General features: G+C 42.5%; 13 protein-coding genes. 9 read left to right on the top strand and 4 right to left on the bottom strand.

Going from position 1 to position 16,971, the window contains the following annotated elements:
• Window positions 1–237: 237 nt before the first annotated feature.
• The 3 genes from nadC to ampD all read right to left on the bottom strand — a co-directional run bounded on the left by nadC (window position 238) and on the right by ampD (window position 2,731).
• On the bottom strand, window positions 238–1,143 hold the full coding sequence (nadC, locus tag AC1EU2_RS17855) for a carboxylating nicotinate-nucleotide diphosphorylase (protein WP_480299636.1): 906 nt from the start codon (window positions 1,141–1,143) through the stop codon (window positions 238–240).
• 155 nt (window positions 1,144–1,298) lie between these two features.
• The gene (ampE, locus tag AC1EU2_RS17860; RefSeq protein ID WP_480299637.1) at window positions 1,299–2,150 is read right to left on the bottom strand and encodes a beta-lactamase regulator AmpE; all 852 of its coding nucleotides are present in this window, start codon (window positions 2,148–2,150) and stop codon (window positions 1,299–1,301) included.
• Window positions 2,151–2,185: 35 nt separating this feature from the next.
• A complete protein-coding gene (gene ampD, locus AC1EU2_RS17865; RefSeq protein ID WP_480299638.1) occupies window positions 2,186–2,731 on the bottom strand; it encodes a 1,6-anhydro-N-acetylmuramyl-L-alanine amidase AmpD in 546 nt (181 codons plus the stop codon).
• Between the two features lie 70 nt (window positions 2,732–2,801).
• Between ampD and AC1EU2_RS17870 the strand changes: the two genes are divergently transcribed.
• The 7 genes from AC1EU2_RS17870 (at window position 2,802) to AC1EU2_RS17900 (ending at window position 12,049) form a co-directional block, all read left to right on the top strand.
• Window positions 2,802–2,987, top strand: coding sequence for a hypothetical protein (locus tag AC1EU2_RS17870; protein WP_480299639.1), 186 nt, complete (start codon window positions 2,802–2,804; stop codon window positions 2,985–2,987).
• Window positions 2,974–3,726, top strand: coding sequence for a pyruvate dehydrogenase complex transcriptional repressor PdhR (pdhR, locus tag AC1EU2_RS17875; RefSeq protein WP_129945233.1), 753 nt, complete (start codon window positions 2,974–2,976; stop codon window positions 3,724–3,726). The genes AC1EU2_RS17870 and pdhR overlap by 14 nt, the downstream gene beginning before the upstream one ends.
• A gap of 56 nt (window positions 3,727–3,782) precedes the next feature.
• Window positions 3,783–6,449 carry a pyruvate dehydrogenase (acetyl-transferring), homodimeric type gene (gene aceE / locus AC1EU2_RS17880; RefSeq protein ID WP_480299640.1) on the top strand — a complete coding sequence of 889 codons (2,667 nt, stop codon included), beginning with the start codon at window positions 3,783–3,785 and terminating at the stop codon, window positions 6,447–6,449.
• Window positions 6,450–6,461: 12 nt separating this feature from the next.
• The gene (aceF, locus tag AC1EU2_RS17885) at window positions 6,462–8,402 is read left to right on the top strand and encodes a pyruvate dehydrogenase complex dihydrolipoyllysine-residue acetyltransferase (RefSeq protein WP_480299641.1); all 1,941 of its coding nucleotides are present in this window, start codon (window positions 6,462–6,464) and stop codon (window positions 8,400–8,402) included.
• A gap of 243 nt (window positions 8,403–8,645) precedes the next feature.
• On the top strand, window positions 8,646–10,073 hold the full coding sequence (lpdA, locus tag AC1EU2_RS17890) for a dihydrolipoyl dehydrogenase (RefSeq protein WP_480299642.1): 1,428 nt from the start codon (window positions 8,646–8,648) through the stop codon (window positions 10,071–10,073).
• Window positions 10,074–10,358: 285 nt separating this feature from the next.
• Window positions 10,359–10,544 (top strand): hypothetical protein, encoded by a 186-nt coding sequence (locus AC1EU2_RS17895; RefSeq protein ID WP_480299643.1) that lies wholly within the window; start codon window positions 10,359–10,361, stop codon window positions 10,542–10,544.
• A 461-nt stretch (window positions 10,545–11,005) separates the two neighbouring features.
• Window positions 11,006–12,049 (top strand): DUF2971 domain-containing protein, encoded by a 1,044-nt coding sequence (locus AC1EU2_RS17900; protein WP_480299644.1) that lies wholly within the window; start codon window positions 11,006–11,008, stop codon window positions 12,047–12,049.
• A gap of 61 nt (window positions 12,050–12,110) precedes the next feature.
• Here AC1EU2_RS17900 and glnA read toward each other — a convergent pair whose 3' ends face one another.
• On the bottom strand, window positions 12,111–13,520 hold the full coding sequence (glnA, locus tag AC1EU2_RS17905) for a glutamate--ammonia ligase (protein ID WP_480299645.1): 1,410 nt from the start codon (window positions 13,518–13,520) through the stop codon (window positions 12,111–12,113).
• A 351-nt stretch (window positions 13,521–13,871) separates the two neighbouring features.
• On the opposite strand from glnA, the gene AC1EU2_RS17910 reads away from it, so the two are divergent.
• Together AC1EU2_RS17910 and typA are read left to right on the top strand one after the other, a co-directional pair.
• On the top strand, window positions 13,872–14,852 hold the full coding sequence (locus AC1EU2_RS17910) for a hypothetical protein (RefSeq protein WP_480299646.1): 981 nt from the start codon (window positions 13,872–13,874) through the stop codon (window positions 14,850–14,852).
• 185 nt (window positions 14,853–15,037) lie between these two features.
• A complete protein-coding gene (gene typA, locus AC1EU2_RS17915) occupies window positions 15,038–16,849 on the top strand; it encodes a translational GTPase TypA (protein ID WP_480299647.1) in 1,812 nt (603 codons plus the stop codon).
• The last annotated feature ends 122 nt before the right edge of the window (window positions 16,850–16,971 follow it).

Consider the following 16,971-nt stretch of genomic DNA (forward strand, 5'->3'; position numbering starts at 1 on the left):
GTCGATTAACAAAATCGAAAACCTCTTACAGAGCATCATAGGGAATAGCTATGTGATCTCCTTAGGGCACAGCAAAGCTTCACTTTTAGAGTATGTTTGTTTCGTTCTCAAGAGGTGAGTGAATTGGATGGGCTTTTAATAGAGCTCTATTACTACCGATGTATTTGTTAATCGATATAAGAAGTGCTTAAGCTGCTTAAGAAGCTGGTTCAGTGAATGAACCAGCTTGATTTGATGTTATTGCTTAACTCTTAATGAAAGATCAAGTGCTTTTACGTGCTTGGTCAGTGCGCCGACAGAGATAAAGTCGATACCAGTTTTGGCAAAGTCTGCGATGGTTTCTAGTGTGACATTCCCAGAAACTTCTAATTTAGTCTCGCCGCCCTTAGCTTTGTACTCGTTATTTAGGTTTACTGCGTCGAGCATCATATTAATGTCGAAGTTATCTAACATAACAATGTCTGCTTGTGCATCCAATGCTTGAGTTAACTCTTCGAGAGATTCAACTTCGACTTCAACTTTTTTATCAGAATGCATTTCACGAGCTGTGTCGACTGCTTGTTTGATACTGCCGCACGCCATAATGTGATTTTCTTTAATTAAGAAAGCGTCGAATAAACCAATACGGTGGTTATGACCACCGCCACAGGTAACGGCATACTTTTGTGCTAATCGTAAACCTGGAAGTGTCTTACGAGTATCAAGCAGTTTAGTATGAGTGTCACCAATTCTATCGACATAAATTTTAGTTAAACTTGCAACGGCTGATAGCGTTTGGATGAAGTTCATTGCTGTACGTTCACCCGTTAGAATCGCTCTCGCTGGACCTGATAGTTCACATATCGTTTGATTTGGAATAACTAAATCACCATCATCCACTAACCAATGTAAAGCAACTTCACCACCCAATTGATTAAACACCTGCTCTGCCCAGGCTTTGCCACAAAAGACGCCTTCTTCACGGGTAATTAAAACAGCTTCAACTTGTTTGTCAGCTGGAATCAGTTGAGCTGTAATATCACTTTGCAGTAATTTCTCTGCTCGTGACACGTCTGGAGCGCCTTCTTGCGTGGCGGATGGAGTAAGACCTAGGTCTTCGTTTAGGGCTGCGGTTACAGCAAGTCGAATATCATTTTCTAACATGAAGCACTTTCCTGATATCTACAGTACAGGTAGGTATAAAATTTGAGCCGAAGGTTACCATAACTGCTTATTTCATAATAGCTGTGGGGTTCAGTTATGACGGATATTTTAATCTGTTGAGAGGCTTATTCAGCCTCTTAACAATCGAAACAGAGTTATGCGACCCAACCAAAAATAGTGAACAGTGAAAGTAAAGTCACTAAGAAAATGAAGGTGCGCTTGGTGAGTGTCAATAGCGCCAAGGTAGATTGAATACAAATCGGCGCATTTGATTTATCTGGAAGTACTTCAGATGAAACCGCTGTTTCTGAAATAATGCGCTTTGCATTACTTGTTGGACGGCTGACTAACGGCAACCAAGTTGAAAACCCTCGAGAGAAATGACCACTCATTAGATAACCAAAAGAAAATATTCGGCTTGGCACCCAGTCCATTATAAATAATAGCGTTGAAGCGAGCGGTGTACTTCGATCTTGTTTGGCACTGAGGTCAAAGTAAAATCGGATAGTACTATAGAGTACGGCACCAATAGGCCCAAAAGCTATGAGGTAAATTGCTATTGCACCATAGTTGCGATAATTAATCCAAGCGATTGACTCACCGACTTTATGACCAAGATCATCTTCTGATATTGCATCACTGCAAGTTTTACAGTCCAGTTCATTGCTCAGGTGATAACAAGCTTGAACGTCACCCTTTAATGCGGATTCAATGAAATGCTTGAAGGTCTGTCTTATTTTGGTGTGACTGAAACAGGCTGTAGCAACGAAAACCCAAACGACTAAGGTTATCAGCCCCCATAACATCCCTTCGACAAACCACAATAAGCTGCCAACAAGTAATGAAGGTAAGAAAACAGTAATGACAAGGAAGGTATTGGACGACAGTGCACTTTGACCAACAAAAGTTTGATGATATTTAGAAAGTAATTGATCAATTTGCCAATCAGTTGGAAGGGCTTTTAATCGCTCTGCAAATATTGCAATTAATAATGAAAAAAGTGCCATCTTACTTCACCGTCGTCCTTTTTTATTGTTCGATTCTAGCTTAATGCACTGAGGTAATATTGCCAATCAAAATAAGGGCCTGGATCGGTTTTTCTTACTGGTGCGATATGACAATGCCCTGTGATTCGTTCAGGTGTGATTGTAGGGTACGCCTCCATGATCGCTTTAGTCAGTAATAATAGGCTTTGGTACTGTGTATCTTCATACTTACAGGTATCAGCACCTTCAAGTTCGATCCCAATTGAAAAGTCATTACAGCCGGAACGTCCTTTAAATTCAGAGACACCAGCATGCCATGCACGCTCATTACAATTGACGAACTGAGTAATTTCACCGTTTCTTCTAATCAAAAAGTGAGCCGAGACCTCTAACCCTTTTAATTCTTGGAACGTTTGATGTGCATCACAGTCAAGTTTTCCTAAGAACAAGTCGTCAATATAAGTATGACCAAATTCGCCGGCAGGTAAGCTGATGTTATGTATCACAAGCAACGAAATGTCAGTGTTAGGTCGTTGATTATAAAAAGGGGATGGCTTTTTATTCGCCTTATTTAACCAACCATTTTTTATCAAAAGAGTCATTGTAGATGCTTCAAAATCATCAAGTTAATAGCACTATAGCAACTCAAGATTACAGTTTCTAGCATCGTTCATGTTAATTGGTCAGACCCCTTTCCCAGAAAAATCATCTATGCTCAGACATTCGAGTGAGCGAGATCACAGTCCGGAAAAGGCAACTTTGTGGACATTAACACATCAATTTGATAAAGTGCCGCCACTCAAAAAAATTGGTAAGACCAATTTACAGGGAGCCAAAAAGCTATATGGCATACAGTAAAGTTAGCCAACCAAAAATTTCTGACGTCATTATGGAGCAGTTGGAACGGATGATCCTCGAGGGCAGTTTACAGCCCGGTCAGAAGTTACCTCCAGAGCGAGAGCTAGCATCACAGTTTGATGTATCTCGTCCTTCCTTACGTGAAGCGATTCAGAAACTCGAAGTAAAAGGGTTGCTAATGCGCCGCCAAGGAGGTGGCACCTACGTTAAACAACAGCTTTGGCAAAGCATGGCTGATCCCATTGTAGAGCTCATGCAAAATGACTCCGAAAGTCAGTATGACTTATTGGAGTTTCGTCATGCTACTGAAGGCATGATGGCCTATTTTGCAGCACTTCGCGGCACAGATGCAGATATGCAGACGATAAAACGCCGTATTATTGAAGTGGAACAAGCTGAGGCAATTGAAGATAAAGCAGCGGCGATTGTCCGTTTTTATCGCTCAATCGCTGAAGCATCGCACAATGTTGCGATGCTACATTTAGTATTAAGTTTAGAGCAGGTTCTACATCAGAACGTGGCTCAAAACTTAGTGTTATTAAGCCGTCGTGAAGAGGCGGCAACAATGGCAAATAAACACCGACAAGCATTGTTGGCGGCCATTGTAGAACGAAATCCCCACGCAGCTCGTGAGGCTTCTAATGAGCATTTGAGCTACATTGAAGAAGTCATGTTATCGATGCGGGAAGAGGACAGTCGGTTGCAGCGAAGCCTGCGCCGTTTGAAGAGTAATGACTAAAGCATTCATTAAGTTATTGCTTGAAATTAAATCTGTATATAGAGAAGGACAGTGTCATGTCTGAAGATATGCTACAAGACGTAGATCCGTTAGAAACTCAGGAATGGCTTGATGCTATGCAAGCCGTATTGGAAGAAGAAGGCCCAGAGCGCGCTCATTATCTTTTAGAAAAGATGATTGATAAAGCACGTCGTAACGGTACTTATCTACCATACAAGTCAACCACCGCTTACCTAAACACTATTCCTGTTGGCCAAGAGCCACAAATGCCAGGCAACCAAGAAATTGAACGCCGTATTCGCGCTTTAGTGCGTTGGAATGCATTGGCAATGGTACTTCGTGGTTCAATGAAAGATCTTGAGCTTGGTGGCCACATTTCAAGTTTCGCTTCAAGCGCAACCATTTATGATGTGTGCTTTAACCACTTTTTCCGTGCACCAAACGAGAAAGACGGTGGTGACTTGGTGTATTTCCAAGGTCACATTGCACCGGGTATTTACTCGCGCTCATTCCTAGAAGGTCGCTTAACGGAAGATCAGCTCGCTAACTTCCGTCAAGAAGTTGATGGCAAAGGTCTATCTTCATACCCACACCCTAAATTAATGGGTGATTACTGGCAGTTCCCGACAGTATCTATGGGTCTTGGTCCTATTCAAGCGATTTATCAAGCACGATTCCTTAAATACCTGACTGACCGTGGCATCAAAGATTGCTCTGAGCAGACAGTTTACTGTTTCTTAGGTGACGGTGAGTGTGACGAGCCAGAAGCATTAGGTGCAATTGGCCTTGCGGCACGTGAAGAGTTAGACAACCTAGTCTTCATCATCAACTGTAACCTACAGCGTCTTGATGGCCCTGTACGTGGTAACGGTAAGATTATCCAAGAACTTGAAGGTACATTTGCTGGCGCTGGCTGGGAAGTGACGAAAGTAATTTGGGGTCGTTATTGGGATGCGTTATTAGCGCGTGATACCAGTGGTAAACTTCTGCAGTTGATGGAAGAAACCGTAGACGGTGAATACCAAAACTGTAAAGCTAAAGGTGGCGCTTATACTCGCGAACACTTCTTTGGTAAGTACCCAGAAACGGCTGAAATGGTCGCAAATATGTCTGATGAAGACATTTGGCGCTTAAACCGTGGTGGTCATGATCCAGTTAAAGTTTATGCTGCTCTAGATAAAGCTAAGAAGACCAAAGGTCGCCCTACGGTAATTCTTGCTAAGACCGTTAAAGGTTATGGTCTAGGTGATGCGGGTGAAGGTAAAAACATCGCTCACAACGTGAAGAAAATGGCGATGGATTCCGTTCGTCACTTCCGTGATCGTTTTGATATTCCTGTACCGGATGACAAATTGGAAGAGATTCCGTTTTATCACCCAGGTCCAGATTCTCCAGAAATCAAATACATGATGGAGCGTCGTGACGCACTGCACGGCAGTATGCCTCGTCGTCTTGAGAAGTTCTCTCAGAAGCTGGAAACGCCTGCGCTTTCAATCTTTGACAGCATTCTTAAAGGCTCAAACGGTCGTGAAATTTCGTCGACAATGGCATTTGTTCGTATTCTTACGGCATTGCTTAAAGACAAGAAGATTGGTAACAACATCGTACCAATCATTCCGGATGAAGCACGTACCTTTGGTATGGAAGGTTTGTTCCGTCAAGTGGGCATTTATGCACACGAAGGCCAAAAATACGTTCCTCAAGATAAAGACCAAGTGGCTTACTATCGTGAAGATAAGTCAGGTCAGGTGCTTCAAGAAGGTATTAACGAATTAGGTGCAATGTCATCTTGGGTTTCTGCGGCAACCAGTTACTCAGTGAACGACACGCCGATGATCCCATTCTACATCTACTACTCAATGTTCGGTTTCCAACGTATTGGTGACTTAGCTTGGGCTGCGGGTGATATGAAAGCACGTGGTTTCTTAGTGGGTGGTACATCAGGTCGTACAACGCTGAATGGCGAAGGTCTACAGCATCAGGACGGTCATAGCCACGTAATGGCGAACACCATTCCTAACTGTATTACTTATGATCCAACGTATGGTTATGAGATTGCGGTTATCGTACAAGACGGTGTTGAGCGCATGTATGGCGACAACCAAGAAGACGTGTTCTATTACCTAACCACCATGAACGAAAACTACGTTCAGCCTGAAATGCCAGAAGGTGCCGAAGAAGGCATTAAGAAAGGTATTTACAAGCTTGAAACGGTTGAAGGCAGCGGTAAAGGTAAAGTACAGCTTATGGGCTGTGGTACGATTCTTGAGCAAGTACGTGCAGCAGCACAAGCACTGGCGAAAGACTTCGGTATCTCTGCAGACGTATTCTCAGTAACCAGCTTTAACGAGTTGACTCGTGACGGTCAAGCGGCTGAGCGTTGGAACATGTTGCACCCAACTGAACCAGCTAAGAAGCCATTCATCAGTAGCGTTATCTCAAGCGATAGCCCAGCGATTGCGGCAACCGATTACATGAAAGTGTACGGTGAGCAATTACGCGCTTACATGCCAACGGACTATAAAGTACTGGGAACCGATGGTTTCGGACGCAGTGATAGCCGTGACAACCTACGTCATCACTTTGAAGTTGATGCTAAGTTCATTGTGGTTGCTGCGCTTAAGAGCCTAGTAGACCGTAACGAACTGCCTGTTGATGTGCTGACTAAAGCCATCAAAGAATACGGCATCGATGCGGACAAAGTGAACCCACAATACGCATAAGAGGGAAAACTAATGGCTGAGTTAAAAGAAGTTTTAGTTCCCGATATTGGTGGGGACGAAGTACAAGTCATCGAATTGTGTGCATCAGTTGGTGAAACACTGGCTGAAGACGCATCAATTGTGACCGTCGAAAGTGATAAAGCGACCATGGATATTCCTGCGCCATTTGCAGGTGTCCTAAAAGAACTTAAAGTCGCTGTGGGTGATACCGTATCTGAAGGTAAACTCATCGCAATGATGGAGCAAGCTGGCGCAGCCGCTGCTCCGGCTGAAGCGCCAAAAGCTGAAGCAGCACCGGCGGTTGAAGTTGCTCCTGCGGCTGCACCAGCAGCGTCAGGTTCACAAGTTGTCGATATTAAAGTCCCTGATATCGGTGGTGACACTGATGTTCCTGTTATCGAGATCTTAGTGAAAGTCGGCGACAGCATTGCTGAAGATGCAGGTCTTGTTACGCTAGAGACAGATAAAGCGACCATGGATGTACCAGCACCTCAAGCGGGTGTGGTTAAGTCGGTTGAGCTAAAAGAAGGTGACAAAGTGTCTGAAGGCACTTTGGTTATCACGCTTGAAGTGTCTGGTGGCGAAGCTGCAGCGCCTGCAGTTGAATCAGCCCCAGTTGTTGAAACAGCTCCAGCTGCACCAGCACCAGCAGTAGCACAAGTTATTGACATTAAAGTCCCAGACATCGGTGGTGACACTGACGTACCAGTTATCGAGATCTTAGTCAAAGCTGGTGACAGCATTGCAGAAGATGCCGGTCTGGTTACGCTTGAAACTGACAAAGCGACCATGGATGTACCATCACCAAAAGCAGGTGTGGTTAAGTCTGTTGAGCTAAAAGAAGGTGACAAGGTTTCTGAAGGCACATTAGTGATTACGTTAGAAGTGGTAGGCGAAGCACCAGTTGCGCCTGTTGCACCGGCAGCAAAAGCAGCACCAGTTGCTGCACCAGCACCTGCAGCTAAACCATCACAACCACCAGTACCGCATCACCCAAGTGCTAAAGCACCAGTGGCAAGCGGTAAAACCGTACACGCTTCACCTGCGGTACGTCGTTTAGCGCGTGAGTTTGGTGTTGACCTAACTCAAGTGACAGGCAGTGGTCGTAAAGGTCGTATCGTTAAAGAAGATGTGCAAGCTTATGTTAAGTACGAGTTATCTCGTCCTAAAGCAACCGCAGCATCGTCAACGGGCGGAAACGCTGGCGGCCTAAACGTGATTGCAGCACCAAAAGTCGACTTCAGCAAATTTGGTGAAGTCGAAGAAGTGCCACTAAGTCGTATTCAGAAGATCTCTGGCCCGAACTTGCACCGTAACTGGGTGACTATCCCACACGTTACGCAGTTTGATGAAGCCGATATCACTGAGCTTGAAGCCTTCCGTAAGCAACAAAATGAGCTTATGGCGAAGCAAAAGCTGGGCGTTAAGATCACGCCACTCGTATTTATGATGAAAGCCGCAGCCAAAGCACTGCGTCAGTTCCCAGTATTTAACTCAAGCCTAAGTGCCGACGGTGAATCACTGGTTAAGAAGAAATACGTTCACATTGGTATCGCCGTTGATACACCAAATGGTCTTGTTGTTCCAGTTATCCGTGACGTTGACAAGAAAGGCGTTATGGAGCTGTCGCAAGAACTAACAGAAGTGTCTGTTAAAGCGCGTGATGGCAAGCTGAAAGCGGCAGACATGCAAGGCAGTTGTTTCACCATTTCAAGCCTTGGTGGCATTGGTGGTACGGCATTTACGCCAATCGTGAATTATCCAGATGTGGCAATTCTTGGTGTATCTAAGTCAGAAATTAAGCCTAAGTGGAACGGTAAAGAGTTTGAACCTAAGCTTATGTTACCACTTTCACTGTCTTACGATCACCGTGTGATTGACGGTGCCATGGCGGCACGTTTCTCGGTCACATTATCGGGCATTTTGTCCGATATTCGTAAGTTAGTATTGTAAGTTTTACAAAGAGGCTGTAATTACAGCCTCTTTTTGTTTGTGCTGAGTCACAAACACACGTTAAAATTAGCGTTAGATAACTGAATAACGATTTATGTTGTACTTTTATTGAGTAGAACGTAAACCAAGACATCTTTGCGGACATCTTCAGTTGGCTGGAGTAGCGAATTTCCTACCATTCGCATGTATTTACTGAGTAAATATTAACGCTCCCAACGGAATGAATGAAAATTAGAGGAAAACATGAGTAAAGAAATCAAAACTCAGGTCGTAGTATTAGGTGCAGGTCCTGCTGGTTATTCTGCTGCATTCCGTGCAGCCGACTTAGGTCTGGAAACTATCATCATCGAACGTTTCAGCACCCTTGGTGGTGTTTGTCTAAACGTAGGTTGTATCCCTTCAAAAGCACTACTTCACGTTGCGAAAGTAATTGAGGAAGCGAAAGAAGTAAGCAACCACGGTGTTGTTTTCGGTGAGCCACAAATCGACTTAGATAAGCTTCGCAGCTACAAAGAAAAAGTGATCGGTCAACTGACTGGCGGTTTAGGCGGAATGTCTAAAATGCGTAAAGTGAACGTAGTTAACGGCTACGGTAAGTTCACAGGCCCTAACACGATTGAAGTTCAAGGCGAAGACGGCACTACCGTTGTTAACTTTGATAACGCAATCATTGCTGCGGGTTCTAAGCCAATCCAACTGCCATTCATTCCACATGAAGATCCACGTATCTGGGATTCAACAGACGCACTAGAGCTTAAAGAAGTTCCAGGTAAACTGCTTGTTATGGGCGGCGGCATCATTGGCCTAGAAATGGGTACTGTGTACGAAGCACTAGGCAGTGAAATTGATGTAGTTGAAATGCTGGATCAAGTTATCCCTGCGGCTGATAAAGACGTAGCTCGCGTATTCACTAAGCAAATCAAGAAGAAGTTCAACTTGATGATGCAAACTAAAGTGACCGCAGTTGAAGCGAAAGAAGACGGCATTTACGTATCAATGGAAGGCAAAAAAGCACCTTCTGAGCCTGTACGTTATGATGCAGTACTTGTTGCGATTGGTCGTACACCAAACGGCAAGCTAATCGACGCTGAAAAAGCAGGCGTTGCGATTGATGAGCGTGGTTTCATCAACGTTGATAAGCAAATGCGTACTAACGTACCGCACATTCACGCTATCGGTGACATCGTTGGTCAACCAATGTTGGCTCACAAAGGTGTGCATGAAGGTCACGTAGCGGCTGAAGTGATTTCTGGTATGAAGCACTACTTCGATCCTAAAGTGATCCCTTCAATTGCTTACACTGCACCAGAAGTCGCATGGGTTGGTCTAACTGAGAAAGAAGCAAAAGAGCAAGGTATTAACTTTGAATCTGCAACTTTCCCATGGGCAGCAAGTGGTCGTGCAATCGCCTCTGATTGTGCAGACGGCATGACTAAGCTTATCTTCGATAAAGACACTCACCGTGTGATTGGTGGTGCGATTGTTGGTGTTAACGGTGGTGAATTGTTAGGTGAGATCGGCCTTGCAATCGAAATGGGTTGTGATGCTGAAGACATCGCTCTAACTATCCACGCTCACCCAACATTGCATGAGTCTGTTGGCCTAGCGGCTGAGATCTACGAAGGTTCTATTACTGATTTGCCAAATCCTAAGGCGAAGAAGAAAAAGTAATTTATTAAATTACTTTTAGTGGAATTTTGAGCCCTAGCATTTGCTGGGGCTTTTTTGTTTTTGATATTGGCATATCAAGCTGTGCTGGGAATGAAACTTCTGCGAAGTTTAAAAGTCGTGGTGCTGCACACCATACAGCTTTAAAGGACTTAAATTTCTTCGAAATTTTTAAAACCTTGGGCTGTCAGCCCAAACCCGACCAAAAGAGGGTTCTCCAGCAAACCCTCTCTTGGAACACTCCGTGCCGCCCCGACGAAGCTAAGCGTTCCAAATAGGATTGAATAAATGCCTAACGGCTCTGATGGTACATCCTGTACCTCAGAGCCTAGCCCGACGTCCATGTCGGGCTCACGCCATTTTCAATTCAATCCTATTTTCCACAGCTTCAAAGGGGATCCATCAGCCCTTAAACAGTATTTATTTTTCTATACCGTCACACCTGCGAAGGCAGGTGTCCAATGGCTTTTTTGATTTAAACATAAAAGCTTAAAGTCACTAGATGATCGACATACAAAACTGTCGTTATTTCAGTTCTGGTTTTCACGGGTATGACGTTTACTCTTTTTTCAGATACTACCAATACCCTCGCAGGCTACAACGTTTCCCCATGGCAAAGTTGCAATTCATCGTTGGTGAAAAATAGCGTAAGCGCAGCATGGATGCTGAGCTAGATTCGGGGGTACATGGATGTACCATCCGAAGCGTTAGATGTTTTTTATCATAAGAGGAATTGCGTTTAACTTTGTGGGGCGGCATGGGGAGATGGAAGAGGGGAGTTTGCTGAAGAACTCCCTTCTTCCTCGGGTGTGGGCAGAAAGCCCACGACTTTGATTTTTAGCTATTTTTATAAAGATTCGTTAAAGTCTAATATTGAAAAACTCATTATGAGTAATTTATACGATTATATGTTGCTTTAAAGGAAGAACAATAAAGTGCTAGTGAAGTATTATGGTCTGGTTTCAGATACTAAAAATGCAGAGCAACTACCGAGAAGTGAATTTTTAAGAAATGGTTTTTTTAGGTTTACTCAACCTAACTTATTGAGTGACAAAGGTAGTGAAGCAAAATTTTATCCTTATTTTAATAAGTTTTCTCCAGTTGATTTAAAGTGGGCAAAAGATGAGTATGACAAATTTCAGATAAACTCAGACTACGAAGTATCTGAAGAAGAACTAATAAGATTTTTAATGCCAACAGGAGTGAGGGTTGGAGAAAGTTTTCCACATTTACTCAAAGAGGATACTGGCTACGATACTATGGAAGCCTTTGATGAGGCACAGTTTGAAACGATAATTGAAAGCCTAAATAAAAATATAATTGAAATATTAAGTTCTCAGTTAGGTATTTTGTCATTATGTAAAAGTGATAATAACAAGTTAATGTGGGATCGATATGCCTCAGAAGGTAAGGGACTTGCAATATCTTTCAAAGAAAGTCATCCGTTTTTTAATAAATATGTTCCTACAGATGTTAAATATACAAAAGAAGAAAGAGCTTCATTCTCATACTTTGAAGGCTGTTGTAGAGTAAATGGCGTCCCAATTGAGGATTTCTATGTTCAGGATCTATGTGATACAAATGGTATTGTATCTAAGCTTTTTGCAAAAGGTATCGATTTTGAAGATCTAAGTAGAAGGTTAATATTTACTAAGTCTGAGGAATGGGCACATGAAGAAGAAGCACGAATAGTGTGCCCATTAAGTTTATGTGAAGAAAGTCACGGAAAAGAATTAACCCCTAAATTAAATCTAAAAGGCACAGAAGATAAATTTAAGCTTTTTCAAAGTTACTCTGAAATATACTTAAAGAAAATTCCGTTTGATGCTTTTGATAGCTTAATTCTAGGTTTTGATATCTCAGACTCAAACAAACAGTCGATTATAGATTTATTAAATACTAACCCCGAGCTTTCGCACGTGAAAATCAAAATCGCTCGACATAATATTTTTGGAGATATTGAAGTAGTGAAAATATAAAAAGCCCTAGCATTCGCTAGGGCTTCAAAACTTCAACTCAAACCAAGTTTGAAATCAAAAATTACAAGCTGTAGTACAGTTCAAACTCAACTGGGTGAGTAGTTCGGCTTACTTTCTCAGCTTCTAACGTCTTAAGGTCAATATAAGACTGAATGTAATCATCGCTGAATACACCGCCTGCAGTTAAGAAGTCATGGTCGTTTTGTAGTGACTCAAGAGCATCTTCTAAAGATGTAGCAACTTGTGGAATACCCGCTGCAACTTCAGCTGGTAGGTCGTACAAATCTTGATCCATTGCATCACCAGGGTGGATCTTGTTTTGAATACCGTCAAGACCGGCCATTAATAACGCCGAATACGCCAAGTATGGGTTCGCCATAGGATCTGGGAAGCGAGTCTCAATACGACGACCTTTCGGGCTTGGTACTACAGGGATACGAATCGAAGCACTGCGGTTACGTGCAGAATACGCCAGCATTACTGGTGCTTCAAAATGTGGAACCAAACGCTTGTACGAGTTGGTGCTTGGGTTCGTGAAAGCGTTCAATGCTTTCGCATGCTTGATGATACCGCCAATATAGTAAAGTGCGATGTCACTTAGACCAGCGTATTTATCACCCGCAAATAAGTTTACGCCATCTTTTGAAAGTGATTGGTGAACGTGCATACCGCTACCGTTATCACCAACAACTGGCTTAGGCATAAAGGTCGCTGTTTTACCAAAAGCGTGTGCGGTGTTATGAACCACATACTTAAGAATTTGAGTTTCATCCGCTTTAGTCGTTAGCGTGTTGAAACGTGTTGCGATCTCGTTTTGGCCACACGTTGCAACTTCATGGTGATGTGCTTCAACCACTAAGCCCATTTCTTCCATGATAAGACACATTGCACTACGAAGATCTTGTGACGAATCCACTGGAGCAACTGGGAAGTAACCACCTTTAACGAATGGACGGTGACCTGTGTTGCCATCTTCATACTCTTTACCAGAGTTCCAAGCGGCTTCTTTGTCATCAATCTTGAAGAAATTACCTGACATGTCGTTACCAAAACGAACATCATCAAATAAGAAGAATTCTGGCTCAGGACCAATTAATACCGTGTCCGCAATGCCAGTTGAACGAAGATAGTCTTCTGAACGCTTAGCAATAGAGCGTGGGTCACGGTCGTAACCTTGCATCGTGCTTGGCTCAAGAATGTCACAACGGATAAGAGCCGTTGTGTCTTCAGTGAATGGATCTAAAACGAACGTTGATGCGTCTGGCATCAATACCATGTCAGATTCGTTAATGCCTTTCCAACCTGCGATAGATGAACCATCGAACATTTTGCCGTCTTCGAAGAAGTCTTCGTCAACTTGGTGTGCTGGAATTGATACGTGTTGTTCTTTACCTTTGGTATCGGTAAAGCGAAGGTCAACAAACTTTACGTCAAGTTCTTCTAACTGTTCTAGAACTGATTCAACAGACATTCTTACTATCTCCAGTAGGGTAGAGGATGGTTCATTTTAAATATTATGTTGCGACTTATTAGTAGCAATAGCTCTGTGGCTACAGCGCTGAATTATAGCACGCTTACATTAGATATATTTTTTATAGCTAGACCTATGCCATATATGCAATTGCTTGATAACTATAAAAAACACACCTTTGTGCACCAAATTAAACAATGTTTTTGCACCAGTGTGATAGTTGTGTTGCACCATTATGGTGCGTTTTGAGCTTTTGGTAATAACTCATAAGTTATATTGAACTATTGTTAATGAGCTGTTTTTGCATAAAAGAGGTAAAATATTGAGCATCTGTTGAAGTACGGTGGGGTTATGAGTAGTTCCAATGCTTGTTTAGGTTTTAAGGTTGATTATGATGTTCAGACCTTTGTTGTACCACGTAGAATAAGTGATCGACTCAAATCATCAAGTGAATTAGATGGTTTTCAAGTCTATATCGGGCAAAACGCTTGGAAGATTGAACAAATATTAAATGAAGGCCATCCTGATAGCCCGATGAAAACAGATTTTCATACTGTAGATACCCAGCATGCAATCAGAGAAGAGTCTAGTGATTGTGGCTCTAGCTGCTCAGTGAATAATGGTCATAAAAATAAGCCGTTACATTTACAAAGTTCTAGTTCTGCTAAAGTGGCTTCTGAGGTGAACTCAGACATGCGACTGAACTTTTCTGATACGGATATCTTTAAGATCAAAGCGTTACTAAAACAACATGGCGTAAATACGTATTCTTCTTCTATTCGTAGTATGTTGGCTTGTTTAAAAGATAAAGATTTTGAAGTGAGGAAGAAAAACATCCTAGCGTTACGGGCTCAAATAAAAGCAAAAGAAGGCATAGTTACTAAAAGCAAGTTAGACGTTAGAGAAAAAAGAAAAATCATCAAAGGGGATGAACACAAGGCACAAGTTCAATTAAGGCGAAGCACACGCCTTCAAGCCATGCAAACTGTTCATGATGAAGCTCCAAAAATACAAAGTAAGAAAGTAAGAATTAATGACACTCCTACTGTTATTGAAACACCAATTATTCCCTCAGCTGAATTGGTGGCTTTTCAAGAAAAGATGCGGGAGTACTCTGATACACCTCCAATCTTAACAACCGAACAACGAGCAGAAAAAGAAAAGCTATTAAATGAAAAGTTAGAACAAATAAAAGCTATTTTTGAAGGTGAAAGGGCATTAACCGTTGATCCAAAAGTATATTACTCTAGGGCTATAACATTGTATTTTGAAAAGGAACTACTCAAAAAAGAATTGGGTTATATTGATACACCCGAAACGGATAATTCATAAAAAATAAACACTTTCCATAAAAAGCGGTGAATAAATCCAACTGAACAAAAAATAATCCTATCGCTAAATCTTAAGCTAGAGTAGAATAGCACGCTTTTTGGGATGCCCTGTCTAAATGACATGGTATCTGCTTTAGAAATTTCCCGTGAAATAACACGGATATTTGATGGTATGAGGCTTATTCAGTGCTAGATAAATTACGAAACATCGCCATTATTGCTCACGTTGACCATGGTAAAACGACTTTGGTTGACAAATTGCTGGCGCAGTCAGGAACACTAGAAACACGCGGTGAAGCGACTGAAAGGGTGATGGACTCGAACGATCTCGAAAAAGAACGTGGGATCACAATTCTGGCGAAAAATACTGCCATCAAGTGGAATGACTACCGTATTAACATCGTAGACACTCCTGGACACGCTGACTTCGGTGGTGAAGTAGAACGTGTTCTTTCTATGGTTGATTCAGTATTGCTTCTTGTTGATGCGGTTGATGGTCCTATGCCACAAACTCGCTTTGTAACTAAAAAAGCATTCGCTCAAGGTCTAAAACCAATTGTTGTTATCAATAAAGTTGACCGTCCAGGTGCTCGTCCTGATTGGGTAATGGATCAAGTATTCGACTTATTTGATAACTTAGGTGCAACTGACGAACAGTTAGATTTCCCTGTGGTATACGCTTCTGCATTGAATGGATTTGCAACATTAGATCCAGACGTACAAAGCGAAGATATGACTCCACTGTTTGAAGCTATCGTTGATAAAGTACCAACACCAGATGCAAACGCAGAAGGTGACTTCCAAATGCAGATCTCACAGCTTGATTACAACTCATATGTTGGTGTAATTGGTGTAGGTCGCATCAAGCGTGGTAGCGTTAAAGTTAACCAACAGGTTACTGTGGTTAATGCTGAAGGCAAAACACGTAACGGTAAAGTTGGCCAAGTTCTTGGTTACATGGGTCTTGACCGTCATGAAGTTACTGAAGCGAATGCGGGTGACATCGTTGCGATTACGGGTCTTGGTGAACTGAAAATTTCAGACACCATTTGCCCTCAAGGTTCACCAGATGCATTACCACCATTATCGGTTGATGAACCAACACTAACAATGACGTTCCAAGTAAACACGTCTCCGTTTGCTGGTAAAGAAGGTAAGTACGTAACTTCACGTAATATCCTTGAGCGTCTTGAGCAAGAATTAGTACATAACGTAGCATTACGCGTTGAAGAAACAGACAGCCCAGACCGCTTCCGTGTTTCTGGTCGTGGTGAACTTCACCTTTCAATCTTGATTGAAAACATGCGTCGTGAAGGCTACGAGCTAGCAGTATCTCGTCCAGAAGTTATCGTTAAAGAAATTGATGGCGAAATGTGTGAGCCATACGAAAACGTAACGGTTGATGTTGAAGAAGAGCATCAAGGTGCGGTTATTGAGCGTCTAGGTGCTCGTAAAGGTGATATGCGCGACATGCAGCCAGATGGCAAGGGTCGTGTACGTATTGACTTTATGATCCCAAGCCGTGGCTTAATTGGCTTCCAAACTGAATTCCTAACTGCGACTTCAGGAACAGGTCTTATCTACCACACGTTTGATCACTATGGTCCAGCATTAGGTGGTGACATCGGTCAGCGTCAAAACGGTGTATTGATCTCAAACGGTACGGGTAAAGCGTTAACGTTCGCACTATTTGGTCTTCAGGATCGTGGTCGCCTGTTCCTTGGACACGGTGTTGAAGTGTATGAAGGTCAAGTTATTGGTATTCATGCTCGTTCAAATGACTTAACGGTTAACTGTTTGAAAGGTAAGCAGCTAACTAACATGCGTGCATCAGGTACTGATGAAGCACAGGTTCTGACTCCACCAATCGTATTGACTTTAGAGCGTGCGCTTGAATTTATTGATGATGATGAGCTAGTGGAAGTAACGCCTGAGAGCATCCGTGTTCGTAAGAAGAATCTTACAGAAAATGATCGTAAGCGTGCTGCTCGAGCATAATATCGATTCTTGAAGTACTGATTCAAAGCCCACATTTTTGTGGGCTTTTTTGTGCCTTAAAATTTGAGCTTTGGTGGCATATTAATAAAAGAAAAGATGTTTGTGTTTATTGGGTTATGATG

The organism is Parashewanella sp. 2304DJ23-3, from assembly GCF_056591695.1.

Coding starts and splice junctions, on each gene's coding strand:
- lpdA (WP_480299642.1), top strand. CDS start 8,646: ATGAGTAAAGAAATCAAAACTCAGGTCGTAGTATTAGGTGCAGGTCCT.
- pdhR (WP_129945233.1), top strand. CDS start 2,974: ATGGCATACAGTAAAGTTAGCCAACCAAAAATTTCTGACGTCATTATG.
- aceF (WP_480299641.1), top strand. CDS start 6,462: ATGGCTGAGTTAAAAGAAGTTTTAGTTCCCGATATTGGTGGGGACGAA.
- aceE (WP_480299640.1), top strand. CDS start 3,783: ATGTCTGAAGATATGCTACAAGACGTAGATCCGTTAGAAACTCAGGAA.
- ampE (WP_480299637.1), bottom strand. CDS start 2,150: ATGGCACTTTTTTCATTATTAATTGCAATATTTGCAGAGCGATTAAAA.
- AC1EU2_RS17895 (WP_480299643.1), top strand. CDS start 10,359: ATGCCTAACGGCTCTGATGGTACATCCTGTACCTCAGAGCCTAGCCCG.
- nadC (WP_480299636.1), bottom strand. CDS start 1,143: ATGTTAGAAAATGATATTCGACTTGCTGTAACCGCAGCCCTAAACGAA.
- ampD (WP_480299638.1), bottom strand. CDS start 2,731: ATGACTCTTTTGATAAAAAATGGTTGGTTAAATAAGGCGAATAAAAAG.
- AC1EU2_RS17910 (WP_480299646.1), top strand. CDS start 13,872: ATGAGTAGTTCCAATGCTTGTTTAGGTTTTAAGGTTGATTATGATGTT.
- glnA (WP_480299645.1), bottom strand. CDS start 13,520: ATGTCTGTTGAATCAGTTCTAGAACAGTTAGAAGAACTTGACGTAAAG.
- AC1EU2_RS17870 (WP_480299639.1), top strand. CDS start 2,802: ATGTTAATTGGTCAGACCCCTTTCCCAGAAAAATCATCTATGCTCAGA.